Source organism: Thermohalobacter berrensis, assembly GCF_003609645.1.
GTDB classification, from domain to species: Bacteria; Bacillota; Clostridia; order Tissierellales; family Thermohalobacteraceae; genus Thermohalobacter; species Thermohalobacter berrensis.
Genome location: NZ_MCIB01000003.1, coordinates 1 through 26,904 on the forward strand (window position 1 = coordinate 1; position 26,904 = coordinate 26,904).

Annotated in this window: 26 protein-coding genes; all 26 read right to left on the reverse strand. The window is 31.4% G+C overall.

Features of this window, described 5'->3' with window-relative positions:
- Positions 1-251: 251 nt before the first annotated feature.
- The 26 genes from BET03_RS03330 to tilS all read right to left on the reverse strand — a co-directional run bounded on the left by BET03_RS03330 (position 252) and on the right by tilS (position 26,886).
- Positions 252-1,349, reverse strand: a complete 1,098-nt coding sequence (locus BET03_RS03330; protein ID WP_120167274.1) for an amidohydrolase — start codon at positions 1,347-1,349, stop codon at positions 252-254.
- 68 nt (positions 1,350-1,417) lie between these two features.
- Positions 1,418-2,899, reverse strand: a complete 1,482-nt coding sequence (lysS, locus tag BET03_RS03335; RefSeq protein WP_120167276.1) for a lysine--tRNA ligase — start codon at positions 2,897-2,899, stop codon at positions 1,418-1,420.
- A 16-nt stretch (positions 2,900-2,915) separates the two neighbouring features.
- The gene (gene greA, locus BET03_RS03340) at positions 2,916-3,392 is read right to left on the reverse strand and encodes a transcription elongation factor GreA (protein WP_120167278.1); all 477 of its coding nucleotides are present in this window, start codon (positions 3,390-3,392) and stop codon (positions 2,916-2,918) included.
- A gap of 148 nt (positions 3,393-3,540) precedes the next feature.
- The gene (locus BET03_RS03345) at positions 3,541-4,464 is read right to left on the reverse strand and encodes a hypothetical protein (RefSeq protein WP_120167280.1); all 924 of its coding nucleotides are present in this window, start codon (positions 4,462-4,464) and stop codon (positions 3,541-3,543) included.
- A gap of 96 nt (positions 4,465-4,560) precedes the next feature.
- Complete coding sequence (locus BET03_RS03350; RefSeq protein ID WP_120167282.1) at positions 4,561-5,484, reverse strand: quinate 5-dehydrogenase; 924 nt, start codon at positions 5,482-5,484, stop codon at positions 4,561-4,563.
- A gap of 158 nt (positions 5,485-5,642) precedes the next feature.
- Positions 5,643-6,614: a tRNA dihydrouridine synthase DusB gene (gene dusB, locus BET03_RS03355; RefSeq protein ID WP_120167284.1), complete on the reverse strand. Its 972-nt coding sequence runs from the start codon at positions 6,612-6,614 to the stop codon at positions 5,643-5,645.
- 51 nt (positions 6,615-6,665) lie between these two features.
- Positions 6,666-7,442 (reverse strand): type III pantothenate kinase, encoded by a 777-nt coding sequence (locus BET03_RS03360; protein ID WP_479725445.1) that lies wholly within the window; start codon positions 7,440-7,442, stop codon positions 6,666-6,668.
- Positions 7,443-7,450: 8 nt separating this feature from the next.
- Positions 7,451-8,239 (reverse strand): ECF transporter S component, encoded by a 789-nt coding sequence (locus BET03_RS03365; protein ID WP_120167288.1) that lies wholly within the window; start codon positions 8,237-8,239, stop codon positions 7,451-7,453.
- 163 nt (positions 8,240-8,402) lie between these two features.
- Positions 8,403-9,362, reverse strand: a complete 960-nt coding sequence (locus BET03_RS03370; RefSeq protein WP_120167431.1) for a P1 family peptidase — start codon at positions 9,360-9,362, stop codon at positions 8,403-8,405.
- Positions 9,355-10,335, reverse strand: a complete 981-nt coding sequence (locus BET03_RS03375) for a biotin--[acetyl-CoA-carboxylase] ligase (protein WP_120167290.1) — start codon at positions 10,333-10,335, stop codon at positions 9,355-9,357. The genes BET03_RS03370 and BET03_RS03375 overlap by 8 nt, the downstream gene beginning before the upstream one ends.
- A 186-nt stretch (positions 10,336-10,521) precedes the next feature.
- A complete protein-coding gene (locus tag BET03_RS03380; RefSeq protein ID WP_120167292.1) occupies positions 10,522-10,893 on the reverse strand; it encodes a YtxH domain-containing protein in 372 nt (123 codons plus the stop codon).
- Positions 10,894-11,367: 474 nt separating this feature from the next.
- Complete coding sequence (locus tag BET03_RS03385; protein WP_120167294.1) at positions 11,368-12,477, reverse strand: sodium ion-translocating decarboxylase subunit beta; 1,110 nt, start codon at positions 12,475-12,477, stop codon at positions 11,368-11,370.
- Between the two features lie 27 nt (positions 12,478-12,504).
- Positions 12,505-12,933: a biotin/lipoyl-containing protein gene (locus tag BET03_RS03390; protein WP_120167296.1), complete on the reverse strand. Its 429-nt coding sequence runs from the start codon at positions 12,931-12,933 to the stop codon at positions 12,505-12,507.
- A gap of 19 nt (positions 12,934-12,952) precedes the next feature.
- Positions 12,953-13,333: an OadG family protein gene (locus tag BET03_RS03395; protein ID WP_120167298.1), complete on the reverse strand. Its 381-nt coding sequence runs from the start codon at positions 13,331-13,333 to the stop codon at positions 12,953-12,955.
- 14 nt (positions 13,334-13,347) lie between these two features.
- Positions 13,348-14,895, reverse strand: a complete 1,548-nt coding sequence (locus tag BET03_RS03400) for an acyl-CoA carboxylase subunit beta (protein WP_120167300.1) — start codon at positions 14,893-14,895, stop codon at positions 13,348-13,350.
- A gap of 26 nt (positions 14,896-14,921) precedes the next feature.
- On the reverse strand, positions 14,922-15,323 hold the full coding sequence (gene mce / locus BET03_RS03405) for a methylmalonyl-CoA epimerase (RefSeq protein ID WP_120167302.1): 402 nt from the start codon (positions 15,321-15,323) through the stop codon (positions 14,922-14,924).
- Positions 15,324-15,356: 33 nt separating this feature from the next.
- Entirely contained in the window at positions 15,357-16,292 is a 936-nt protein-coding gene (gene meaB, locus BET03_RS03410) for a methylmalonyl Co-A mutase-associated GTPase MeaB (RefSeq protein WP_183108707.1), read from the reverse strand.
- Positions 16,293-16,310: 18 nt separating this feature from the next.
- Complete coding sequence (locus BET03_RS03415) at positions 16,311-16,715, reverse strand: cobalamin B12-binding domain-containing protein (protein WP_120167306.1); 405 nt, start codon at positions 16,713-16,715, stop codon at positions 16,311-16,313.
- 34 nt (positions 16,716-16,749) lie between these two features.
- Entirely contained in the window at positions 16,750-18,429 is a 1,680-nt protein-coding gene (locus BET03_RS03420) for an acyl-CoA mutase large subunit family protein (RefSeq protein ID WP_120167308.1), read from the reverse strand.
- A gap of 234 nt (positions 18,430-18,663) precedes the next feature.
- On the reverse strand, positions 18,664-20,163 hold the full coding sequence (locus BET03_RS03425) for an acetyl-CoA hydrolase/transferase family protein (protein ID WP_120167310.1): 1,500 nt from the start codon (positions 20,161-20,163) through the stop codon (positions 18,664-18,666).
- Positions 20,164-20,182: 19 nt separating this feature from the next.
- On the reverse strand, positions 20,183-20,512 hold the full coding sequence (locus BET03_RS03430; RefSeq protein ID WP_120167312.1) for a DUF3870 domain-containing protein: 330 nt from the start codon (positions 20,510-20,512) through the stop codon (positions 20,183-20,185).
- Between the two features lie 15 nt (positions 20,513-20,527).
- Positions 20,528-21,898: an aspartate-alanine antiporter-like transporter gene (locus tag BET03_RS03435; protein WP_183108708.1), complete on the reverse strand. Its 1,371-nt coding sequence runs from the start codon at positions 21,896-21,898 to the stop codon at positions 20,528-20,530.
- Between the two features lie 330 nt (positions 21,899-22,228).
- Positions 22,229-22,618, reverse strand: coding sequence for a thioesterase family protein (locus BET03_RS03440; RefSeq protein ID WP_120167316.1), 390 nt, complete (start codon positions 22,616-22,618; stop codon positions 22,229-22,231).
- Between the two features lie 413 nt (positions 22,619-23,031).
- Positions 23,032-24,846, reverse strand: coding sequence for an ATP-dependent zinc metalloprotease FtsH (gene ftsH / locus BET03_RS03445; protein WP_120167318.1), 1,815 nt, complete (start codon positions 24,844-24,846; stop codon positions 23,032-23,034).
- Between the two features lie 104 nt (positions 24,847-24,950).
- On the reverse strand, positions 24,951-25,487 hold the full coding sequence (hpt, locus tag BET03_RS03450; protein ID WP_120167320.1) for a hypoxanthine phosphoribosyltransferase: 537 nt from the start codon (positions 25,485-25,487) through the stop codon (positions 24,951-24,953).
- Positions 25,480-26,886 (reverse strand): tRNA lysidine(34) synthetase TilS, encoded by a 1,407-nt coding sequence (gene tilS / locus BET03_RS03455; RefSeq protein WP_120167322.1) that lies wholly within the window; start codon positions 26,884-26,886, stop codon positions 25,480-25,482. The genes hpt and tilS overlap by 8 nt, the downstream gene beginning before the upstream one ends.
- Between the last annotated feature and the right edge of the window lie 18 nt (positions 26,887-26,904).

Here is a 26,904-nt window from a genome sequence, read left to right on the forward strand (position 1 = left end):
TTTTGTGACGACTCTTATTAGTCTATCAAATTAATTGTTGTTTGTCAAGAGTTTTTTTGAATTTTTTTATGTTATTTTTCGCTGTTTTTTTCATCAGCGTTTATTACTATAACAAATATCTAATAGAGTGTCAAGGGTTTTTTTGATTTTTTTATTGCTTTGTTTTTCTCACAGCGATTATATAATTTATCATAGAAAAATTAGATTGTCAACATGTAATTAATAAAAAAGTCTTATATTAAAAATAGTTCTTATATTAATCTAGCTAAAATTATTTCTTTTAGTACCTCTTTTCCCTTGTTTAAGGCTCTAATATCAAAGTTCATTTTAGGATGATGTAGTCCCATCTTTAAATTTGCCCCTATACCTATATAAGTACTTTTTAGTTTTAATTCCTTTGTATAATAATGAAAATCTTCTCCTCCATATGTATATATCGAAGGAAGCACTTTACCAAGGACTTTAGTAATTGCCTCCTTTGCTATTGAAACTAAGTTGTCATCGTATTTAGCTGCAGGACACTCTTTTTTATCCACTATTTCACCTTTAGCTCCCATTACTTTTGGAATATTGATAATTAATTTTTCTGCTTTAGAATAAAGTTTTTCCATTACTTCATTAGTTTCAGCCCTTAAATCTAATGTTATATTTACTAAATCAGGAATTATATTTGATGAATTATTACTTGTAATAAATTGAGTTGCCTTTATTGAATAATTATTTTTTGGATTCATTCTTATATTGTTTATAGAATTTATTAATGATACACCAATATCTATAGCATTAACACCTAAGTGTGGTCTTGAAGCATGAGCAGATTTCCCTACAATCTTAACCTTTAAGGTTTTAGCAGCACTATGAATAAGGGCAGGAGTCGCTTCTCCTAATTTGGCTTCCTTTTCAGGTCTTAAATGTATACCTATTATTTCTTCTAATTCATCGATATACCCACTTTCTATAATCTTTTTCGCTCCAGCCATTATTTCTTCAGCAGGTTGAAATATGAGAATAAGCTTTCCTTTTTTTATTCCCTGTTCAATTATTTCCTTTCCCATTCCTAGAACCATGGCACAATTGGCATCATGACCACAAGCATGGATATATTGTTTCTTTCCATTAATTTTATATTCTAATGCATCCATATCTGCTCGAACTCCAACTATCGGACCACTATTACCAGAATCAAGCTTTGCAACTATTCCTGTACCCCCGATATTTTTATATATTTCATAACCCATTTTACACAATTCATTATATATTAGTTGTGAAGTTTTATATTCTTTAAAAGCCTTTTCTGGTATTTTATTAAGTTTATTATATATCTCTTCTGTATAACTATTATAAAACATTCTTAATTCAACTCCATTGCAAAATTTTAAAGGCGTATTAGATTGGGTTATCTAATACGCCTTTTTTCTTACTCGTTATCAATAGGTTTCATTGTTGGGAATAATATTACATCTCTTATAGATGACTGGTTAGTTAAAATCATAATTAATCTGTCTATACCAATACCAAGTCCACCTGTAGGAGGTAACCCTACTTCTAAAGCATTTAAAAAGTCATAATCCATCATATGAGCCTCTTCATCTCCAGCTTCTCTTTGTTTTAACTGTTCTAAAAATCTTTCCTTTTGGTCAATTGGGTCATTTAATTCTGAAAAGGCATTTGCTATTTCCCAAGTATTTATAAAAGCTTCAAATCTATTAGTTCTTCTAGGATCATCAGGGTTTCTTTTAGCTAAAGGGGAAACTTCTACAGGGTGATGTGTTATAAAAGTAGGCTGTACTAAATGTTTTTCTGCATATTCTTCAAATAGTTCGTTTATTACATGTCCCCTCTTCATACCAGGCTTAATTTCTATCCCCTTCTCTTTAGCAACCTTTAAAGCCTCTTCGTCAGTTTGGATTTCATCAAAATCTACTCCTGCATACTCCTTAACCGCTTCTTCCATAGTCATTCTATTCCATGGTGGAGTTAAATCAATTTCTTGTCCTTGATATGTAATCTTGGTTGTTCCTAGTGCCTTTTCTGCAACATAAGCAACTAATTCCTCAGTTAGTCTCATCATATCTTCATAATCAGCATATGCTTGATACATTTCTATTGCAGTATATTCTGGATTATGTTTTATAGACATACCTTCATTTCTGAACATTCTTCCCATTTCATATACTTTATCAAATCCACCTACTATAAGTCTCTTTAAATAAAGCTCATTTGCTATTCTTAAATACATATCAATATCTAATGTATTATGATGAGTTATAAATGGTCTTGCTGATGCCCCTCCAGCAATTGTATTTAATATAGGTGTATCAACTTCAAGAAAACCTCTATTGTCTAAATACTCTCTAACTGCCTTTATTATTTTACTTCTTAATACGAAAGTCTTTTTCACTTCAGGATTTACTATCAAATCTACATATCTCTGTCTATATCTTAAATCTGGATCTTTTAGGCCATGGAATTTTTCAGGAAGTATTTGAAGTGACTTAGTTAAAAGAGTTATCTCTTTAGCTCTAATTGATATTTCGCCTCTTTTTGTCTTAAATACCTCACCTTTAACGCCTATTATATCTCCAATATCATATGTCTTAAATATTTCGTATTCTTCTTTTCCGATTAAATTAACCTTTACAAATATTTGGATTCTACCTTTACTATCCTGTATATCAATAAAACCTGCCTTACCATGTCCCCTTTTTGACATTATCCTTCCAGATACACTTACACTTTCTCCTTCTACATCTTCGAAATTTTCTTTTATATCTTTACTATGATGAGTAACATCATATTTTTCTATTTTGTAAGGGTCTCGTCCCATTTCTCTTAATTCTTTTAGCTTTTCTCTTCTCAGTCTAAGCATTTCATTAAGATTGTTTTCTTCAATCGTCATCTTTAGCACCTCCAAACTATTTGTTAATCTCTAGTATTTCATACTTTATCACTCCATCTGGAACTTGTACTTCTACTACTTCTCCAACCCTTTTGCCGATTAAAGCCTTACCAACAGGGGATTCATTAGATATTTTAGCTTCATATGGATCTGCTTCAGCTGAACCTACTATTGTATATTCTATTTCATCTTCAAACTCAAGGTCTTTTACTTTAACCTTTGAACCAACATTTACTATATCTAAAGAAATATCTTCTTGGTCAATTACTTTAGCATTCCTTAGCATTCTTTCTAATTTTGCTATTTTTTCTTCAACCTGTGCTTGTTCATTTTTAGCTTCATCATATTCTGAGTTTTCACTAATATCTCCAAACGCTAAAGCATGTTTTATCTTCTCAGCTACCTCTTTTCTTTTTACTGTTTTAAGATGCTCTAATTCCTCTTCTAATTTTTTAAGACCTTCAACTGTTAATATAACTTCTTTATCTGCCACTGACCTTCTCTCCCTTTCTAAATTATTATATAGTAGTATTAATTAATATTTTAATTATAGTAAAGAATTTTCCAACACTTTATCCCCATATATGTTGACTATTATAATTTAGCTATCTTACCTTGTCAAGAGGTGGACAAATGTCTTTTCAAGTTTTTACATAAAAATTAGACATACTACTTTTTTCTTTTAAATAAATATCTGAAGCTTCTTTTATTGTATAGGATTTATTATTTATTACTATTTTAAAAAGATTAGATTCATTAATATCTCCTATCAACTGATACAAAGGTGATGGAACCTCCTTAGGTAACTTAAATTCTAAAGGCTGGGTTGTAACTTTATTGTTACCTTTTAATATAAAATCATCTATTACCATTAAATCCTTTCTTCTTTCTACAATATATTTGCTTAACTCTTTTCCTTTACTTAAGTCAATTATAATAGTTTTTTTATTTATTTTTCCTATATCTAGTTTAACATTATTTTTTAAATTAATTATAAATTTAAACTTGTTTATACTCTTTAAATTTAAGTTTTGAATAGAGCATATAGACAGTCCTGTAGAGTACAATACTTCTTTCTCTACTTTTTCTAAAAAATCTTTATTACTTTCCATTACTGATAAATAATTTATCTTTTTGGATATATCAATAATTAAATTTCTTGACATATCTGTTCCATCACTTATAATAAGCAATTCCTGTTTAAGTAATGGTATATTATTAATATCACATATCTTTTCTATCACCCTATTAATTATACTAGAATTTACTTTTCTTCCATCGACAATTTTTAGATTGGTTTCTTTTTCTATTCTCTTTATATCCTCATAATTTAATAATTGTAACTTATCTAAACATATGGTACCTACATTCTCTAGCTTTAAATTTTTTATACTATCAATAATTTTTTCAATATATTTTTCTCTACTAATATCTTTATATGTTACAAATATCCCTAAACCATATCCTATAATTTCTTTACTATCATTCTTATAATAATCACAAATCTTCCTAGGTTTTATTAAATCATGAAATCCTAGTATTAATTTTTTAGGTATATACTTCAAGCTTCCACTTTTAAGATATTTATAATAGTAACTTGGTTTAATTACATAAACAAACTTACTATTACAAGATATATTTTTCCCCCCTTTTTAATTTTTCTATAATGCTTGCCTTTGATTTTTTAAATACTCTATTCTAGGCTCAAAATTTAGTCTGTCTAGTGTTCTGTTAAGCTCATCAGAACTTATTTTGTCAATATTCTTCCCTAAAAAAGCTACTATTGCTGCTTCCATAACATTAGTTCCAAAGGATCTTCCATCTAACTCAGGAGTAGTAGTTACTAATATTGCTACTCCCCTTTTTTTCATATCCTCTACATCCTTTGATGTTACCGTATTTGTAATAACAATTTTTCCTTTCATATTTTGGGGCATATATCTTTTTATGTATAGAAAATCCCCAGCTATAATATCTGCTTCATTATAATATTTTGAAAATCTACTCTCTAGTGATTGATTTTGTTTACTACCTGTAGGATATAACATACTAAATGGTAATTTTACTACTAAAGGTGCAATGACTTTTGCCACATTGTATAAAGTATTATATGATTTAATTTTAATAGGTATTCCCAAAGCAAAGATTAAGTCACCATAAGTCATAATACTTCCGGCTTTCTCAAAGGACTCTGCCATACCATATCTATCTAATGCTGATGTTACTAATACTTCTTTTCCTTTAAGTTTAATAATATTCTTTTGGTTTATGTATTCTATAACCCTTCTTTCAAGTGTATCTTTTAGATAAGTTCCATCTAATATTGGTGTCTTTTTAGCTGCTCTTTTAATCTCTAATGACTCCCTAATTACATACCTTTTATCTTTGCATCTTAAATATAAATCAGTTCCTCCCATTCCAAATGCATCTACTTTCCCATCTAATTCTTTAATAAGTTCAATGACTTTTTCCTTGTCACCATCTGTACCAATTCTTTCAATATAAAACTTTTCACCAAAGAGTTCCGTTTCAACTTTATGATTTCTCTTTGATGACCCTAAACTTACACTTATTACTCTTTTCAATTTAGTTCTCCCCCTGTCTTACTCATAATAAAATAAGTTTATAGATTTACAATTATATATTCCCATTAAATACTGGTTTTATAAAAAGCAAATGTATTTCTTTAACAAATCTAAAAAAGAAAAGTTTCGTATTTTCCAATTTACATTTTAAATACCTCTTATATAATATTTTCCATATATTTGTAAAGCTCCTCCTTTAATTTTTCCTTACTTTCTATAGTATTAACTTTTCTTCTCATTTCAGTAGCATTTCTCATTCCCTTTATATACCATGCTATATGTTTTCTCATTTCTTTGACAGCAACCCTTTCTCCCTTTAATTTTACAAGGAGCTCAAGATGTCTTATTATAACATCTATTTTTTCATTATTAGTAGGAGGTGGTAGTATTTCTCCTGTTTCCATAAAAACTTTTAATCTTTTAAATAACCATGGATTACCTCTACTACCTCTTCCAATCATTATGGCATCACAACCAGTATAATCAAACATTTTCTTTCCATCTTCTACTGTAAAAATATCTCCATTACCTATTATAGGTATTGATACACTTTCTTTTACTTTTTTTATAATATCCCAGTCTGCATTACCTGAATAAAACTGTTCCCTAGTCCTTCCATGTATAGCTAAGGCACTTACCCCTTCTGCTTCTGCAATTTTTGCTATTTCTACAGCATTTATGCTATTTTCATCCCAACCAGTTCTAATTTTCACTGTGACTGGCTTATTTGATGCCTTTACTACAGATCTCATTACTTTGGCAGCCATCTTAGAGTCCTTTAATAATGCGCTACCATCACCATTTTTTACTATTTTAGGTGTTGGGCAACCCATGTTTATATCTATTATGTCAATATCCTCTCTATTGTTAAGCTTTTTCTCTACTACTTTAGCCATTATATCTGGGTCAGAACCAAAAATTTGTACTGCTATTGGTCTTTCTTTTTTATCAATTGCCAGGAGAGTTTTAGTTTTTTTATCCCCATAATACATACCTTTACAACTTACCATTTCGCTATATACCAAACCTGCTCCCATTTCTTTGCATATAAGTCTAAAGGACATATCGGTTATTCCTGCCATTGGCGCTAAAAAAATATTATTATCTGTTAAGACATTCCCTATTTTCACTAGTATCACTCCTATTTCTTTTTATATACAGAAATAAGTAGCCTTAGAAGGCTACTTATTTCTTTCATATATTATTCTTAATCCATCCAATGTTAATAACTTATCTATTTTAGTAATGGTGTTAGATTCACTAGCAATAAGAGTTGACAAGCCCCCTGTTGCAATAACATTTTTAATCTCTCCACCCATCTCTTCCTTCATTCTCTCTACTATATAATCTACAAGTCCTACATATCCATATACAATTCCTGACTGCATGCTATTTATTGTATTTTTTCCAATAACCTTTTCTGGCTTTTTTAATTCTATTTTTGGAAGTTTAGCAGTTCTCTGAAATAAAGCCTCACTTGAGATTTTTATTCCAGGGGATATACAGCCTCCTAAATAACTACCTTTTTCAGATATTGCACAAAAGGTTGTTGCTGTCCCAAAATCTATAACTATTGAAGGTCCACCGTATTTTTCATAAGCTGCAATTGCATTAACAATTCTATCAGCCCCAAGTTCCTTTGGATTATCGTATCTTATATTCATTCCTGTTTTAATACCTGGACCTACAATCAAAGGTTTTTTATTAAAATATTTTATAACTGTTGCTTGTAAAGTATACATTAAAGGGGGAACAACTGAAGATATAACAACAGCATCTATATCACTTAGTTTTAAACCATAGTATTTAAACAACTGATTTATTATCATACCATATTCGTCAGATGTTTTATTTTTATCTGTAGACATTCTCCAAAAGTTTATAAGCTTTTTGCCTTTGTATACTCCAAATACAATATTTGTATTTCCTACATCGAAAACTAATATCAATTTCTCCACCTTCTCCTTTATTCTTCTCTAGGTATTTTCCTTTTTAATGACATAACTACACTGGTTACTATAATCATAGCTATAATTATTTCTGGTAATCCATTTGTAAGACCGATACCTAAGATTACTTTGCCTGCTACTTCTGGATTGGCTCCAATCTTCTCAACGAAACTTTCCGCATATAAAGTATATATCATAGATAGTACCCCTATAGTATTCGTTAAAGTACCTATTGCTGCAGCTATTACCACTTCTATAGCCTTCACTTTCATTTTTTTATATGAGAAATATCCAATTAGAATAGAAAGTAAAATTAATAAACCATTTAAAAATAAATTCGTAGAACTTATATCCTGATTTAAACCACTTATTAAATTTTTAACAAGATATGCTAAAGCTAATCCCCACATAACTGTTAAACTTGCTATTGAAGCTTTATTACCTAATTTCTTAAAGAATATATAGGAATAGTATGCAGTAATACCTATAAGAATTCTAGGAAGTACAGATACTAAGGGATTTAAAAACACAAAGGATATAGGTGTAGGATTAGTTATAGCCTGTATTATACTAAAAAGTCCAAATATGGCTCCTACCATAGCACCAACTAGTGGACCTTCCATTATTGCTCCTATTATAACAGGTATATGCATTATAGTAGCCCTTGTTGGTCCAACAGGTATAAAACCTATAGGTGTTAATCCTAATATAGCTGAAATACCACCTAAAACACCAATAATAGCCATTCTTCTTATAGTAAAATACTTATTTGAACCTTCATTAGATGATAAACCCTTTTTAATCATAGACCTTACCTCCCGTTCCAGCTCCTAGCGGATACCAGACGTCCTTTAGGAAACTGTATTTAGTTTTATTTAACAGGTCTAGCTCTTAAGATGCTAGCCTATCCTACATAATTGTAACAGTTTTAATTTTTTTATGCAACTTAATTTAAAGCTGTAATTTTCCTTATTTAATATCAGTCCAAGCAGGGATATGCTTATATTTTTTAGCACTTTTTATAGCATTAACAATTGCCATTGATACAACTTCACTGGCTAATGTCCCAATTAAGTTTACATCTGTCTTAACTTTGCCTGTTGATAATGCAAAAATTGTGTCACCATCAAACATTGTATGTATTGGATTAATAGATTTGGCTAAACCATTTTGAGCCATTTGAGCTACTTTATTGGCTTGGGGCTTAGTAAGTTTTCCATTAGTTGCAACTACACCTATTGTTGTATTTTGACCAGGAAACCCTGAAACTTTTCCTTCTTTTTTCATTAATTCATAGGAATTAACCAATCTATTGTTCTTTCTATCAAATGCTCCAGCAAGTAATTCATTATTTTTGTAGTCATATACATCTCCAAAACTGTTTACTGCAATAATTGCTCCAACCCAGAGCTCTCCTATATTTATACTTGCACTTCCTAATCCTGATTTCATGGCATGTTTAGGGCCTAAAATTTTTCCCACAGTTGCTCCAGTACCTGCACCTATATTACCTTGTCCTTTTTCCTTATCTTTAGCATTTAAGCAGGCATTATACCCCATATTAAAATCTGGTCTTATTCTATGGTTTCCTATATTTAAGTCAAATAAAACTGCACTACAAACTATTGGAACCTTTGTTACCCCTACATCGAACCCTATATCATTATCTTCTAAATATTTCATAACCCCTGAAGCTGCATCTAAACCAAAGGCACTTCCTCCAGATAATACTACTGCATGAACTCTATCTATTAGTTTTTCTGATGCTAAAAGATCTGTCTCCCTTGTGCCAGGAGCTGAACCTCTTACATCTACACCTGCTATTGCACCTTCTTCACACATTATAACGGTACATCCTGTCATAGCCTCAGTATTTTGTTCATGACCAACCTTTATTCCAGGTACATCTGTAATATAACCACTATACATATCCATATAGCCCCCTTACTGATACTTCACCAGATATTAGCTTTTCTCTTTTGCCATTTTCAGTTTCTATTATTAGTTCACCTTCATTAGTTATATCAATAGCTTTCCCTATAATTTCTTGATTCCTAGAAATTATTTTTACTTTATTGCCTAATAAAATTGATTTTTTTCTGCATATATTTAAGGATTTACTTATTGAATTATTGTTAACTAACTCATTATACAATTCTTCAAAATTATTAAGTATTTTCCCAACTAATTTTTTTCTGGAAATTGTATTTCCAATTTCTAATTTAAGAGAAGTTGCCATATCTTTTATGTCTTCTGGAAACTTTCTTATATTGGCATTTATTCCTATTCCTATAACAATATAATTAATAATATTTAATTCTGCACTCATTTCTGTTAATATACCACATACTTTTTTTCTATTTAAAACTATATCATTAGGCCATTTTATCAAAGCATCAATTCCCATTTCATTTATTGAATTACATACTGCTGCAGCTCCTATTTGTGTAACCTTTGAAGCATCCATTGGATTAATATTAGGTTTTAATATAATTGACATCCATATACCTTCACCTTTTGGAGATGCCCAGCTTCTTCCTAATCTTCCTCTACCTTTTGTCTGTTCTTCTGAAATTATTACAGTACCTTCCTCTTCTCCTCTTTGAGCAAATTCCTTTGCTTTAATATTTGTTGAATCTATTGAATCAAAGTGTAATATTTTTCTGCCAATATACTCTGTATTTAAGTAGGGTGTGATTTCTTCTGATGTTAGTATGTCTGGTGAGGAAATAAGCCTATAGCCTTTTCGTGATACTGACTCTATATTATATCCTTCTTCCTTTAACTGTTTTATATATTTCCATATAGATGTTCTACTTACGTTTAATTGTTGACTGATTTTTTCCCCTGAAATAAAGTCCTCTTTATTATCCTTTAAAAGTTTTAGTATTTTCCCCTTCACTGGTATCCTCCTTTAATTAAAAAAGCTACTAAAATTATACCATTTTATCTTTAACTATATTTAATGATAATTATTTAATTATTAAAATCAGTCAATAATACAAACTAAAATAATGCTGATGGAACTATTCCATCAGCATTTCACTTATAAAGTCAAAGTCTAATTTTTGTGTCTTGTAAACTAAATTTATTCCTCTTCTCCTTCTTCCTTTGCCTGTTCAAATTTTTCCTCTATTTCCTTAGAAACATATATTAGGTTTTCATCATCTTCCTCTATTTCAATTTTCTTTTTTTCCTTTTTTGGTAAATTGATTTCAAAATATCCATCTTTAACAGCATCTTTTACTCCATTCATCTGATCTTTTACTTTACTTTTCACGTTTTCTACATTTTCTTTAAGCTTTTCTCTTGTTTTATCACCTGAATCTGGGGCTAAAAGCATCCCAGCAATAATACCTACTGCACTACCAATTAAAGTTCCTACTGTAACACCTTTAATAAAGTTATCTGTTGACCTTTCTTTATCACTTTCTAAAATTAGATCTATTAATCCTTTCATTTACACACCTCCTTTAGTTTATTTATTACCCGAAATAGTAATTTGAATTCAATAATATTATATAAAAAAGTCTTCTATATAAAAACAAAAGATTTTCAAGTAGGTCTGTAATTTTTCATTCTCAATTGTATTCCTAGTTTTCCATTTTACATTTTCAATTTTTAATTGCTTTTCAAATGCAGTTTTTAGTGAGTAGTGGGTAGTGGTTAGGTTTGTTGCTGAGGGATTCGTAATACCTTAACATAAAAAAACGCAGACTTTAGTCTGCGCTATACTAGCTTATTTAATTCTCAATTGCTTTTCTAATTTAACATTCACAATTTAAAATTTAACATTATGAAATGGGAAAAATTTCCTGCTTCATTAATTCTCAATTGTCAATTGTATTTATCATATTTTACATTTTCAATTTTTAATTTTTATTTCAATTGTATTTAATTGTTAATTGTCCATTGTAAATTGTTAATTGTATTTCTATCCAAATATATTAAGTAATATTCCTGCAGCAACTGCTGAACCTATAACCCCTGCAACATTTGGTCCCATTGCATGCATTAATAAAAAGTTTGATGGGTTTGCTTTTTGCCCTTCCTTTTGTACTACCCTTGCTGCCATTGGCACTGCTGATACTCCTGCTGCTCCTATTAATGGATTTACTTTTCCCTTAGTTAGCTTATGCATTAGCCTTCCAAATAATAATCCTGTTGCTGTTCCTATTGAAAATGCTATTAATCCTAATACCACTATTTTTATTGTATCTACTGTTAAAAACACATCTGCCTTTGCCTTTGCTCCTACTGTTATACCAAGTAGTATTGTAACTATGTAAAGAAGTGAATTTTGGGCTGTTTCTGCCAACTTCGGAACTACTCCTGCCTCTCTTATTAAGTTTCCAAACATTAGCATTCCTATTAATGGTGCTGATGATGGTAATAATAGTATTGTAAATACTGTTACTACTATTGGGAATATTACCTTTTCCTTCTTTGATACTGGTCTTAATTGTTCCATCTTTATTTTTCTTTGCTCTTCTGTTGTTAATAGTTTCATTATTGGTGGTTGAATTATAGGTACTAATGCCATATATGAGTATGCTGCAACTGCTATTGCTCCTAGTAGGTCTGGAGCTAGTTGCGATGTTAAGAATAGTGCTGTTGGTCCATCTGCACCTCCAATTATCCCTATTGACGCTGCCTCCGGCCCTGTGAATCCTAAAAGTATTGCTCCTATGAATGTAAAGAATATTCCAAACTGGGCTGCTGCACCTAATAGTAGACTCTTTGGATTTGCTATAAGCGGACCAAAGTCTGTTGCTGCTCCTACACATAAAAATATTAATGGTGGATATAGTCCATTTTCTGTTCCCCAATATATTATCCTTAAAAGTCCGCTCTCTTCCATAACACCAGAAAGGGGTAGATTAACTAATAGCATTCCGAAACCTATGGGTATTAAAAGATATGGCTCATATTCCTTTTTTATTGCTAGATAAAAGAGTCCACAAGCAATTAAAATCATTATTGTCTCTTTTAAAGTTAATGCAGAGATTCCAGTACTTGTCCAAAACTCCTGCAGTATTTCCATTGAGGTTACCTCTCTTTCTAACTATTTTTATTCAAGGGATACTAATGGGTCTTGAGCATTTACTGCCTGACCTTTTGTAACGTTTATTGATACTACCTTTCCATCCCTTGGTGCTACTATTTCATTTTCCATCTTCATTGCCTCAAGTATCACTAAAACTTCTCCCTCTTTTACTCTATCATTTTCATTTACCTTTATATCTAATATTGTACCTGGCATTGGTGCTTTAATTGTTTCAGCACCTTGTGGTACAGATTTAGTTTCTGTTTTTTCTGGCTTTGATTCTTGCTTAGGTTCAGACGGTTTGGCTACTGTCTTTGGTTTTTCTACTTTAGGTTGTGGCATAACCTTTTTTGGTGAAGTTGTAGTAGCTTTACTAACCGTATTCTCTTTTCCTAATTCTTCTACTTCAACCTCGTAGGTCTTACCATTTACAGTTATACGATATTTTTTCATTGATTAGTCCTCCTTAACCTTATAATTTGTTATAAATTTGCTCTTCTCTGCCTGCTTTAGCCCATATAGATGTACTTTGAGGAACCCTTCTTATACTTCTAATTTTAATATCTTTTATTGACTTTGATAAATTAGCTGCTATTGCTGCTGCTATAACGGCAATTAATTCTTCCTCATCTTCATCAGTCTTATCTTTTTCATTATCCATATTTTTAGTTACTTTTTTATTTTGACTATCCTTTTTAACTACAGTCTTATTGTCCCTTTTATAGAATACCTTTTCAAATCCACTTATTATGTATGATATTGCTAAAAGTGCTAGAAATACTATTCCCATACTCATTACAGTAATTATCAAAGCTTGAGACATTGTTACCTTTTCTCCTAATCCTTCAAACAATCAACTCACCTCTTTTATAGTGGCATATTTCCATGTTTCTTGGCTGGTCTATTTTCCCTCTTACTTGCTAACATATCAAAAGCATTTATAATTCTTGGTCTACTTTCCTTCGGTTCGATTATACTATCAACAAATCCTCTAGAAGCTGCAACATATGGATTTGCCACTGTATCTCTATATTCTTTTATTTTTTCCGCCCTGGTAGTTATAGGATCTTCAGAATTCTTTATTTCTCTCTTAAATATTATATTTGCTGCACCTTCTGGCCCCATAACAGCTATTTCTGCATTTGGCCAAGCTAATACCATATCCGCTCCCATATCTTTACTACACATTGCTAAATATGAACCACCGTAAGCCTTTCTTGTTATTAATGTTACCTTTGGAACTGTAGCTTCACTGTAAGCATATAGCATTTTTGCACCATGTCTTATTATTCCACCATATTCTTGGTCTGTTCCCGGTAAGAATCCAGGTACATCTACTAAATTAAGAATAGGTATATTGTAAGCATCACATGTTCTTATAAATCTTGATGCCTTATCTGCAGCATCTATGTTAAGACAACCTGCTAAAAATCTTGGTTGATTTGCAATTACACCTATTGACTTTCCATTTAACCTAATAAAACCAGTTATTATATTCTGTGCAAAATAAGGTTGAACTTCTAAAAACTCTCCGTTATCAGAAATTGATGTAATAATTTCTTTCATATCATAAGGTTTATTAGGATTTTCTGGGACAATTTCATTTAGTTTATCATCCATTCTATTAATATCATCCCCTGTTTCAATTACAGGAGGTTCTTCTAAGTTGTTTGAAGGTAAAAAGCTTAAAAGTCTTCTTACCCTGTTTAAAGTTTCTTCTTCATTTTCATCTACAAAATGGGCTACTCCACTTACTCTGTTGTGTGTCATTGCTCCACCTAATTCTTCAGCTGATACATCTTCACCTGTTACAGTCTTTATAACCTGTGGACCTGTAATAAACATTTTGCTAGTATTTTTAACCATAAATATAAAGTCCGTTAAGGCTGGTGAATAAACTGCTCCACCTGCACATGGTCCCATAATTACTGATATTTGTGGTATAACTCCTGAACCTATAGAATTTTTATAAAATATCCTTCCATATCCAGCAAGTGCATCAACACCCTCTTGAATTCTAGCTCCACCAGAATCATTAAGTCCAATTACAGGTGCTCCTGTTTTTAGTGCCATATCCATAATCTTACCTATTTTTGCTGCATGCATTTCACCTAGGGAACCGCCCATTACAGTAAAATCTTGAGCAAATACATATACAAGTCTTCCATCTATAGTCCCGTATCCTGTAACAACACCTTCTCCAGGTATTTCTTTTTTATCAAGACCAAAATTTGTACATCTATGTTTAACAAATGCATCTATTTCAACAAAGCTTCCTTCATCTAAAAGCATATCTATTCTTTCTCTAGCAGTATATTTCCCTCTTTTATGTTGTTTTTCTATCTTTTCAGGCCCTCCACCGAGCTTTATTTTTTCTATAGATGCGCGCAATTGTTCAATTTTTTCATTGGCCATTTAAAACCCTCCCCAAACTTATTACACTATTTCCTTTCACAAAGTTCTACTAAGACACCATGTGTACTTTTTGGATGTAAAAAGGCAATTTTAGCTCCTCCAGCTCCATATCTAGGCTTTTCATCTATCATTCTTATTCCCTTTTCCTTCATTTCTTCAATGGCTTTTTCTATATCATCAACTCTAAAGGCTATATGTTGTATACCTTCTCCTCTTTTTTCTATGTATCTAGCTATAGGACCTTCCTTATCTGTTGATTCTAAAAGTTCTATTTCAGTATCTCCTATAGGAAGGAAAGCCACTTTAACCTTTTGATCCTCTACAACTTCCGTACCCTCAAGCTTCATTCCTAATACATCTTTATAAAACTTAAGGGTTTCATCTAAACTTTTAACTGCTACACCAATATGATCTACCTTTTTTACCATTATAAGCCCCTCCTTTAAAATTATGAATATTATTTATTTCTTAACTAAATCAATAATTTTATCCCTAGCTGTATAAGGATCTAATCTTTTTTCTAGTACATCCTTATATAAACTATCAATTTCATTAGAGTCATTGCTTTTTTTAGCAATCATTGTCATTAGCTTCTCTTTTACTAAGTTTAATATTTCAAGTTTTATATTTTCCTCTCTTCTAATATGAAATTGACCTGTTTTCACCATATGATTTTTATGGTTTTTTATTTTTTCAATTATATTATCAATACCTGTCTTTTCTGTTGCTGAAGCCTTTATAACCGGTGGCCTCCATCCATTGTGTTTTTTAAAGTCAAGCATCATTTCTATTTCAAGTGCTGTTCTATCAGCACCCTCAAGGTCACTTTTATTAACCACAAATATGTCACCTATTTCCATTACCCCGGCCTTTATTGCCTGTATATCGTCTCCTAAACCAGGTACCATAACCATAACTACTGTATCAGCTGTTTTTACTATATCTACTTCAGATTGTCCTACACCTACTGTTTCAACAAAAATATAGTCCGCACCATATATGTCTAGTACTTTTATAGCACTTTGTGTACCTTTAGAAAGACCTCCTAGATGTCCCCTTGTACCCATACTTCTTATAAACACTCCAGGGTCTGTAGTTAAATCTGACATCCGAACTCTATCTCCTAGTATTGAACCTCCAGTAAATGGACTTGTTGGGTCAACTGCTATTATACCTATCTTTTTCCCTTCTTTTCTTAGCATTTTTGCAAGCTTATCTGTTAATGTACTTTTTCCTCCACCAGGAGGACCAGTAATTCCAATTATGTGTGCATTACCTGTATGCTTATAAAGTTTTTTTAGTATATCTACAGCTTCTTTATCTTCATTTTCAACCAAGGAGATAAGACGGGCACATGCCCTCTTATCTCCCTTTAGTAACCTTTCTGCCAATTCCAAATTAAGCACCACCTAATTTTAAGAGGATTTTTTCACGCTATTCTCTATATACTCTATAACCTCAGTTGTAGAAGTTCCAGGAGTGAATATTTCTGCTATTCCTGCTTCCTTTAGACCTGGAATATCATCTTCTGGTATAACACCTCCGCCTATGATCAAGATATCATCTGCATTTTGGTCCTTTAATAGCTTTACTACTTTTGGAAATAGATGATTATGTGCACCTGATAATATACTCATGGCTACAACATCAACATCCTCTTGGATTGCTGCGGCTGCTATTTGCTCTGGTGTTTGTCTTAATCCAGTATATATAACTTCCATACCAGCATCCCTTAAAGCTCTAGCTATAACTTTAGCCCCTCTATCATGTCCATCAAGGCCAGGCTTAGCAACTAATACCCTAATTGGTTTTTCACTCATTATTTAACCTCCTCTTAATCAGTTAGTTATACAATTAAAGAATAATTGACTGTTGATATTCACCGAATTCTTCTCTTAATACTCCGCAGATTTCCCCTAAAGTAGCATAGGCTTTAACTGCATCTAGAATATATGGCATTGTATTTTCACTACCTTGTGCAGCTGTCCTTAAAGCTTCTAATGAAGCCTTTACTTTTTCATTATCCCTTTCTTCTTTTAAGTTTTCTAATTTCTCTCTTTGAAGTCTCTCTACCTCAGGGTCTACCTTTAATATATCTTTTGGTGGTTCTTCATCTATTTGATATTTATTAACCCCAACTACTATTCTCTTTCCACTTTCTACTTCTTTTTGATAGTCATAAGCACTTTCTTGTATCTCTTTTTGTACATACCCCTTCTCAATAGCCTTTGGTGAACCTCCAAGTTCATCAATTTTCTCTATATATTTAGCTGCCTCTTCTTCTATTTTATTTGTTAAGCTTTCCACATAGTATGAGCCTGCAAGTGGATCTATAGTTTCAGTTACACCACTTTCGTGTGCTACTATCTGTTGTGTTCTTAATGCAATTCTAACAGACTCCTCTGTAGGAAGAGCTAATGCTTCGTCTCTGGAATTTGTATGAAGTGATTGTGTCCCACCTAATACAGCAGCAAGGGTCTGTATAGTAACACGAATTATATTATTATCAGGCTGTTGTGCAGTAAGTGTTGAACCTGCAGTTTGTGTATGGAACTTCATTCTCATTGATTTTGGATTCTTAGCCTTAAATCTTTCCTTCATAATCTTTGCCCATAATCTTCTTGCTGCTCTAAATTTTGCAACTTCTTCTAATAGGTCATTATGAGCATTAAAGAAGAATGATAATCTTGGAGCAAAGGAATCCACATCTAATCCAGCATCTATAGCTGCCTGTACATAAGCTATCCCGTTAGCAAGTGTAAAGGCAACTTCTTGAACTGCACTAGAACCAGCCTCTCTTATGTGATAACCACTTATACTAATAGTGTTCCATTTAGGTACATTTTTTGAGCAATACTCGAAAATATCAGTTATAAGTCTCATAGATGGTTGTGGTGGGAATATGTAAGTTCCCCTAGCAATATATTCCTTTAATATATCATTTTGAATAGTTCCCCTTAGCTTATCTTGAGATACGCCCTGTTTTTCGGCAACAGCAATATACATTGCCAACAACACTGCAGCAGGTGCATTTATTGTCATTGAAGTACTAACCTTATCCAAAGGTATTCCGTCAAAAAGAATTTCCATATCTTTAAGTGAATCTATTGCAACTCCTACTTTCCCAACTTCTCCTTCAGCTAATGGATGGTTTGAATCATATCCAATTTGTGTTGGAAGGTCAAATGCAACACTTAGTCCTGTCTGTCCCTGTTCTAATAGATATTTATATCTCTTGTTAGATTCCTCAGCAGTTGCATATCCAGCATACTGCCTCATAGTCCAAAGTCTACCTCTGTACATAGTAGGTTGAACGCCTCTAGTATATGGATACTGCCCTGGAAATCCTAGCTCTTCATTATAATCAAAATCTTTAACGTCTTCTGGTGTGTATAGTCGTTTTACTTCATCCCCTGATCCTGTTCTAAATTTTTCTTTTCTCTCTGGAAACCTTGAAATAGTCTTAGATAAAGTGGTTTCCTGCCATTCCTTTTTTGAGTTTCTTATTTTTTCCAATTTTTCATCTTCAAACATCTTTAAGCCCCCTTATAACTTAATTAAGCCTCCAAGGGAAATGTTTTCCCATAATTTAAATAATAAAAATTCCTCACTTATAGCCTATTACATTAAAAATAGTAATGCAATATTTATTTCAAATTTTTTAAATTTTGAAACTATTGTTTCACATTATAAGTTATTCTATAGTTTTTTAATTATTCCTTTAATGATTTTCATAAAAAAATTAAATTTTGTTAATAACTAACATTGTTATATTTTCATACTTCCTGTTTCTAAGTATCTTTTATGCCAAGATAAAGCATCTTCTATTATATGAGGTGTATGTTTATATTTACTATTTTTTACAGCTTGATTATAATATTCTTTTAACATATCTTTATAATCAGGATGAGAACAATTCTCTATTATTTTCTCAGCCTTTTCCTTTGGACTTAGTCCTCTTAAGTCTGCTACACCTTGTTCAGTAACAATTACATGAACATCATGCTCTGTATGGTCAATATGTGAAACCATAGGTACAATAGATGATATGTCCCCATTTTTTGCTATAGACTGAGTTGTAAATATTGAAAGATAAGCATTTCTTGTAAAGTCCCCTGATCCTCCAATACCATTCATCATTCTACTTCCCATTATATTTGTTGAGTTTACATTCCCAAATATATCTACCTCTATAGCTGTATTCATAGCTATAATTCCTAATCTTCTAATAACTTCTGGATTATTACTTATTTCTTGTGGCCTTAATATTATATTTCCTCTATAATCTTTAAATTTTTCATAAAAGTCCTCTAATCTTTCCGGTGATATTGTAAGGGATGTTCCTGATGCAAATTTTATTTTTCCTGCTTCTAAAAGATCAAACACTGAATCCTGCAATACTTCTGAATAAATTAATAAGTCTTCAAATTTACTATCTAATAAGCCCCCTAATACTGCATTTGCTACACTTCCTACTCCCGATTGAAGTGGAAGAAGTTTTTCAGGAAGTCTACCATGCTTTACCTCATTTTCAAGAAAGTCTATTAAATGTCCAGCCATTCTCTTAGCAATATCATCTATTGGACTTACTTTCCTAGTATTATCTTTAATATCTGTTATAACAATAGCAGCAATTTTATCCTTATCACATGGAATAAAAGTAGTTCCTATTCTATCTTCAACCTTCTCTATTGGAATAGGTTTTCTATATGGTGGATTTGCAGGACTATATAAATCATGTACTCCTTCGAGCTCTAGTGGTTGGCTAGTATTTATCTCTACAATTACCTTATCAGCCTTCTCAACAAACACGTTGGAATTTCCTATAGAGGTTGATGGAACTATTCCACCCTCTTCTGTAATTGCTACTGCTTCAACTAAAGCTATATCTATTTTCCCGAAAAAACCGTACTTTACCCATTGGGGAACATGACTTAAATGCATATCTGCATACTCAATATCTCCATTGTTTATTCCATCCCTACAGCTTTTATTAGTTTGATATGGATATCTTCTTGTCATAACACCAGTTCTAGCCAGTTCACCATCTAATTCATCACCAACTGATGCTCCCGTTATTATGGATATTTCAACTTTTTCCCCTTTTTTAGCCCTTTCCGACAGTGCCTTAGGAACAGCTTTAGGATAACCAGCAGGTGTAAATCCGCTTGTTCCTACTATCATTCCGTCTTTAAAAATTTCAGCAGCTTCTTCGGCTGTCATAATTTTATCTTTTAATCTAGAACATCTTATCCTTTCATCTAGCATATATCCCCCACTCCTTTTTTTAATCATCACAATATCTATTTTCAATTATTTGTATATATTTTTCATTACAAATCTTACATGCAGAAATTAAGGCCTTTTTTGCAGATCCAAAATACTGTCTTTTAAGTTTGTCTTCTATTTTTTCAAAATTATTTAGACTTTCCCCAATTAAAAGCTCTCTTACAAAACTTTGGGCTACTCTAGTAACTAATGAACAATCTGCATCTAGTATTTTACCTGTTTCTTTATCTACCAAAAGACCTATAGCTATAACGTCATAAAGCTTATTTGCTGTAATTCCCTGTGGTAATTTTGCATACCCACTTATAAACATCTTATTTTCAGACAACAAATCACCTCCAATTTACATAGGTAATCTATGTAGAATTATGGTAAAAATAACCATGCCTAATAATGCAAATGGGTAGGTTGCTCCATATCCAGCTGCAGGTTCATCACTGCCTACAGCTTCAATTGCAGCTCCAAGTCCTGGTGTAGAAGTCATACCACCACAAATAGCACCAGATAGCATTATCCAATTTATTCTAAATCCATATCTTCCTATAAAGAAACCTACTAGCATTGCAACTATACCAACAACTAATGACACAACAGCTAAATATAAACCTGCACCAGATAAAGCATAAAATACTCTATATCCATATCTTAATCCCACTATTGCTAAAAAGAATGCTAATGCTAATTGTCTGATTATACCTAATACCTTACCATCCATTCTAAAATTAATAAAACCTATTTTCCCTATGTAACCAAGTAAAAGAGAACCTATTAATACTCCACCTGTTGAGCCTAAACTAAAATATCCTAATGGTCCTAAAAATATCTTTATTTTTCCTATAGTATAACCAAATAAACATGCAAAAGTAAAACCTATTAAATCAAATTTTACATTCTCAATTTCTCTACTGTTTGAATTTTCTCTAGCCTCCTTCATCTCTTTTCTATATATTTTCCTTTCTTCTTCAACATTAATTTTGAATATTTTGGGGAAAAAGTTTACAGCAAATATTACTATTAAAACTCCAAAGGGATATCCAATAGCATGTCCTACTCCAATTCCTGCCTCTGCATTTTTAATAAATTGCTGCTTCTGTGTTTCTGTCAACTTAGTATTACTCATATCTTCTGAAGCTGTTAACGTATCTAAACTAATCATTATCTCTTCTTTTTCTTCTAAAGGCAAACTTTCAAACTTAGTAACCTTTTCTGTTGCATGCTTTCTGGCTGTTTCAATAGCTGCAGCTAACCCTGGTGAACTAGTTAAAGCCCCTGTATAGACACCTGATACTTCATATGGATTAGCCTCTTTACTTAGTAGTGTCATTCCATATGTTGACATAGCCCCCAGTAGTGTAACAATAAAGCCTAAAACTACAAATTTAGTTCCGTACTTTTTTAAAACTGCTCCCATATCTTTAGCAGCTAAAAGACCTACTGCTGCAACAAAGAGAATTAAGAAAAGATAGAAAAAGTCTTTAGGTATAACTTGAGATGCCAGCATCTTTTGAGCAGCATCATACCCAGGTTGGCCTTCTTTTATTCCAATTCCTAGTTTATAAATCCCCCAGCCAATTATTAAACCTGTAAATAGTGTGCCTGATACTCCAAAGTTGAATTTACCAAACTTAATCCTACCAAATAACATACCTGTAGCTACTGCAATAAACATCAATACAAATGGATTTGTAATCCATGTAATTAAATTAAAACTCACCTCTTTACTCCCCCTTATCATTCTTTAACTTTTTTATTTTTTTCTTTAGTTTTATAACTCCCTCTAAAAAAATAAAAGCACGGTAAATTAGGACATAGTAGTCCTAATCATACCGTGCTGTAGCTACTTTAAGGTAAAAGGTTTTTTTACCCCCATAACTACATGGTATTGTCAAAATAATCTGAATAATTTGTCATCTCTATTATAATATATATGACTATATATATCAAATATTCATATAAATCATATATGCCTTTTTCGACTTAAAAAAATATTTCTCGGGAAATATTGTCACTTTTCCATCAAATATTAGCTACACATGTCGTAAAATTACTTATTCTCTATACTGTTTAAAAACTTATCAACATTTATTATGTATCTTTTATGTGTTCCTTCTCCTATTTTTTCTTTTTCATCATAGGCTTCTACTTTAAAGTAAAGCTTCTTTCCTTCAATTTTAGTTAATTCTGCCTTTGCAGTTACCTTCATTCCAATTGGAGTTGCTGCAATATGCTTTACATCTAAATGGATTCCCACTGTTGCATGCTCTTTACCTAATTCTTTGTCAACTGCTTTAAGAGCAGCATTCTCCATTAACCCTATCATCATTGGTGTTGCAAAAACTTTTATATCCCCACTTCCAAACTTAGCAGCTGTATCATTCTCTGTTACTACCTTTTCCACAGTAGCTTTTAAGCCTTCTTTAAGATTAAATTCCATACTATTCCTCCTTCTCATTTGCTTTTTGGATTTAAATAACTTAAGATTACTTTTTAACTTTGAAAATTTCTTAACAAAAAGTTTCACAATCTATTATATCACAAAAAAACGATTTCAAACAATTATGATGAAAACAGTTTGCGGTGATTATTTTATAGTGTTTGCTTTTGTGTTGCTGATAAATTCGTAACTAATCAGTAACCATAAATGCACATTGTAAGTTGTCAATTGTAAACTGATAATTGTATTTCTATATTTTTTCTAAATTAAAAAAGTCTTCTATTTTAAATAGAAGACTCTCAAAGTTGACTTTTTTGAAACACATAACGAAAATTATATTTTATCCACATTTTTTATTTAATTATAATTTCCTATGTATTATAAAAAACTGAGGGATATATCCCTCAGTTTTTTTAAGCACTAGTAAATATCTCTTCAAACTCTTCTGCATTAAGAGTTTCTTTTTCTAATAATGCTTCAGCTACTTTGTGAAGTTTCTCGATATTTTCTTTTAATATTTCTTCAGCCTTTTGATATGCGCTATCTATTATTGCTCTCATTTCTTTATCTATTGCAGCAGCTACTTCCTCACTATAATTTCTACTTCTAGCTATATCTCTTCCTAAGAAAACTTCGTCATCATCTGTACCATATGTCATTGGTCCAAGTTTTTCACTCATTCCGTAGTGAGTTACCATTTGTCTAGCCAGTTTTGTAGCTCTCTCTAGGTCGTTTTGAGCTCCTGTACTTATATCATCTAATACAAGCTTCTCAGCTACTCTACCACCTAATGCATATACAAGATGTTCTTCCATTTCAGTCCTAGTTCTATAATGCTTATCTTCAAAAGGTAGAAGCATTGTAAATCCACCGGCTCTACCCCTTGGTATAATTGTTACCATATGAACAGGGTCTAAATTTGGCATTAATCTTGCTGCAATGGCATGCCCAGCCTCGTGATAAGCAGTAAGCTTTCTTTCTTTTTCACTAATAACTCTACTTTTCTTTTCTGGTCCAGCCATCACCTTAGTTATTGCCTCTTCTATTAGTTCCATAGGTATTTTATTAAGATTTTGTCTTGCTGTTAGTAATGCAGCCTCATTTAATAAGTTTTCTAAGTCAGCTGGTGTAAATCCTGGAGTTCTCCTAGCAACAACCTTAAGATCTACATCTTCATCTAGAGGTTTCTTCTTAGCATGTATTTTTAATATTTCTTCCCTTGCTTTTATATCTGGTACACCTATATATACCTGTCTATCAAATCTTCCAGGCCTTAATAGAGCTGGGTCTAGAATATCTGGTCTGTTTGTTGCTGCAATAATAATTATCCCTTCATTTATGCCAAAGCCATCCATTTCTACTAGTAACTGGTTCAATGTTTGCTCTCTTTCATCATGACCTCCACCTAAGCCTGCTCCTCTTCTTCTTCCTACTGCATCAATCTCATCTATAAATACTATACAAGGTGAATTTTTCTTAGCCTGTTCAAATAAATCTCTTACACGTGAAGCACCTACACCAACAAACATTTCAACAAAATCTGAACCACTTATACTAAAGAAAGGAACACCTGCTTCCCCAGCTACTGCCCTAGAAAGATAAGTCTTACCAGTACCTGGAGGACCAACCATAAGAACACCTTTTGGTATTCTTGCTCCTAACTCTATATATTTTCTTGGATCTTTAAGGAAATCAACTATTTCTTTAAGCTCTTCCTTTTCTTCTTCTAATCCAGCTACATCAGCAAAAGTAACTTTTTTTCTTGGGTCTTCTTTATGAAGTTTAGCCTTACTTTTACCAAAATTCATAACACGACTTCCGCCGCCTTGCGACTGTTGCATAAAAACAAACCAGAAAACTATGAAAATTAAAATCATAAATATTGTTGGTAAGGCTTGTAAAAACCATGGAGTTTGAGGTTCTTGTTCTCCAATCACCTCTATCTTATTTTTATCTATTAAAGTTTCTAGATAGTTATACAGGTTTTCTTCAGAACCTTGAGGTAATGTTGAAGTGAAGGGAGTACCATCTTTTAATGTTCCCTTTACAGTTCCTTCTTCTCTAACGAGTATTATACTTTCAACATTTTCACTTTTTATTTGTTGAACTAACTCTGTATAATCAATTTTTTTAGTTTCTTCCATAGGTTTTGAAAACAATTGCACAATTACTACTATAATTATGAATATAAGCAAATAGAAGCTTATACCCCTAAAAAATCTCTTCAACTATAGTCCTCCTCTCACTGTTACCAAGTCTCATATTCTTATATTTTATCATAGAAGTTATTAAAAGACAATAATTCCATTCTTTTAAAGATATAGGGTTATAATTACTTATAAACCTCTTCTTTTAAAACACATATATGTGGTAAATTTCTATATTTTTCATTATAATCTAAGCCAAATCCTACTACGAATTCATCAGGCACTGTGAAACCTTTGTAGTCAACCTTAACTTCTACCTTTCTTCTATCTGGTTTGTCTAATAAAGTGCAAATTTTAAGACTTTTTACTCCCCTTGATTTTAAATTATTTATTAAATAGTTTAATGTTAGTCCAGTATCAATAATATCCTCAACTATTAGAACATCTTTACCTTCAATACTTGAATCTAAATCCTTAATTATTTTTACAACTCCCGAAGATTTGGTTGAACTACCATAGCTGGAAATTGCCATAAAATCCATATTTAAGGGTACTTCTATATATTTAGATAGTTCAGCCATAAACATGACAGCACCCTTTAATACACATATTAAAACAAGATCTTTTCCTTTATAATCTTCTGTTATTCTTTTTCCCAAATCTTTTATCTTGTTTTCTAGTTCTTCTTTTGAAATTAAAATCTCTTTTATATCATTATTCATGTAATTCCTCCTTATTATTTTTGTATTCTACTACTAATATTCGTTTTGTTTTATTAGTAATTTTATATTGTTCACTAATTCTATAACCAATAACCCAAAGTATGTTCTCCTTATCTACTAGTAAAGGTATTAAATCTCTTTTTTCTCTAGGTATTTTTTCATCAATAAAAAAATCCTTTAACTTCTTCCTTCCCCTCATACCTAGTGGTTTAAAAATATCTCCAGGTTTTCTATTCCTAATATAAAGATTATCCTTTATTTTATCATAATCAAAATATTTAATAAATTTATTTTTACTCTCCATTTTAAAATCATCTTTATGTAAAACTTTAGTAGAAATTTCAAATCCAAAATCTTCAACTTCTGTTATACCATTTATTTTGACCGTATAATAAAGTTCCTTTTTTTTATTTGACTTTTTCTTTTTCTCAATGATGATTGTATCATAACTTATTCTTATAATTAAATTATTAGGTAAATCAATCCTTTTACCAGTTGAACCTTCCTTAATAAGAGTAATCATATCACTAATATGTTTTTCCTCTATCCCCTTTAAATTCCCTTTTATATTTTCTATACAATTTCTTAAAATCCTGTTTTTTATTGCAATGTGTTGTTCTAGAAATTTATCTCTATCAATAGAAACTTCATTTTTTCCTTTATTTTTCAATACTTCATTTTGTATTTTCTTAGAATAATTTTCTAAAAAATCACTTTCTACTTTCATTATAGTAGAAGTCCTAAAAAGAGTATTAATAATATTTTCATTAAAATTTTCTCGAATATATGGTATTAATTCAAGTCTTATTTTATTTCTTTTATATATAGGTTTCAAATTAGTTTTATCTATTCTAGCCTTTATTCCACTATTCTCTAAAAAGCTTTCAATTTCTTTTCTTTCTACATCCAATAATGGTCTAATAATGTCTCCATTTATATAATCCATTCCTTTAAGTCCATCTATTCCTGTACCTCTTATAAACCTCATTAATAAAGTTTCTGCTTGGTCATTTTTATTATGAGCTACAGCAATTTTACCTTTACCCAGTTTTTTTATTATTTCCCTAAAAAAAGAATACCTTATTTTTCTACCAGCTTCTTCCTGTGAAAGTCTATTTTTCTTGGCAAATTCCTCCATATCCACTTTTTTTGAATAAAAGGGAATATCCAATTTGGAACATACTTTCTTTACAAATTCTTCATCCCTATCTGCCTCTTTGCCTCTAACACCATGATTAACATGTGCTACATAAAGGTTAAAATTAATATAATCCCTAATTTCATATAGAATGTAAAGAAGAGCCATTGAATCTGGCCCTCCAGAAACTCCTACTAAAACATTATCTCCTTTTTCAATTAGCTTGTACTTTTTTATAGTATTAATAACTTTATTTTTCATAATATCACCTTCACTTAA

What these genes read in the sequence shown, in the direction of transcription:
- BET03_RS03420 (WP_120167308.1), bottom strand. Translation starts at nt 18,429, where the DNA reads ATGTTTGAAGATGAAAAATTGGAAAAAATAAGAAACTCAAAAAAGGAA.
- BET03_RS03400 (WP_120167300.1), bottom strand. Translation starts at nt 14,895, where the DNA reads ATGGCCAATGAAAAAATTGAACAATTGCGCGCATCTATAGAAAAAATA.
- BET03_RS03440 (WP_120167316.1), bottom strand. Translation starts at nt 22,618, where the DNA reads ATGGAATTTAATCTTAAAGAAGGCTTAAAAGCTACTGTGGAAAAGGTA.
- BET03_RS03385 (WP_120167294.1), bottom strand. Translation starts at nt 12,477, where the DNA reads ATGGAAATACTGCAGGAGTTTTGGACAAGTACTGGAATCTCTGCATTA.
- BET03_RS03380 (WP_120167292.1), bottom strand. Translation starts at nt 10,893, where the DNA reads ATGAAAGGATTAATAGATCTAATTTTAGAAAGTGATAAAGAAAGGTCA.
- BET03_RS03330 (WP_120167274.1), bottom strand. Translation starts at nt 1,349, where the DNA reads ATGTTTTATAATAGTTATACAGAAGAGATATATAATAAACTTAATAAA.
- BET03_RS03365 (WP_120167288.1), bottom strand. Translation starts at nt 8,239, where the DNA reads ATGATTAAAAAGGGTTTATCATCTAATGAAGGTTCAAATAAGTATTTT.
- lysS (WP_120167276.1), bottom strand. Translation starts at nt 2,899, where the DNA reads ATGACGATTGAAGAAAACAATCTTAATGAAATGCTTAGACTGAGAAGA.
- hpt (WP_120167320.1), bottom strand. Translation starts at nt 25,487, where the DNA reads ATGAATAATGATATAAAAGAGATTTTAATTTCAAAAGAAGAACTAGAA.
- tilS (WP_120167322.1), bottom strand. Translation starts at nt 26,886, where the DNA reads ATGAAAAATAAAGTTATTAATACTATAAAAAAGTACAAGCTAATTGAA.
- BET03_RS03390 (WP_120167296.1), bottom strand. Translation starts at nt 12,933, where the DNA reads ATGAAAAAATATCGTATAACTGTAAATGGTAAGACCTACGAGGTTGAA.
- mce (WP_120167302.1), bottom strand. Translation starts at nt 15,323, where the DNA reads ATGGTAAAAAAGGTAGATCATATTGGTGTAGCAGTTAAAAGTTTAGAT.
- BET03_RS03370 (WP_120167431.1), bottom strand. Translation starts at nt 9,362, where the DNA reads ATGTATAGTGGTTATATTACAGATGTACCTGGAATAAAGGTTGGTCAT.
- BET03_RS03425 (WP_120167310.1), bottom strand. Translation starts at nt 20,163, where the DNA reads ATGCTAGATGAAAGGATAAGATGTTCTAGATTAAAAGATAAAATTATG.
- BET03_RS03415 (WP_120167306.1), bottom strand. Translation starts at nt 16,715, where the DNA reads ATGAGTGAAAAACCAATTAGGGTATTAGTTGCTAAGCCTGGCCTTGAT.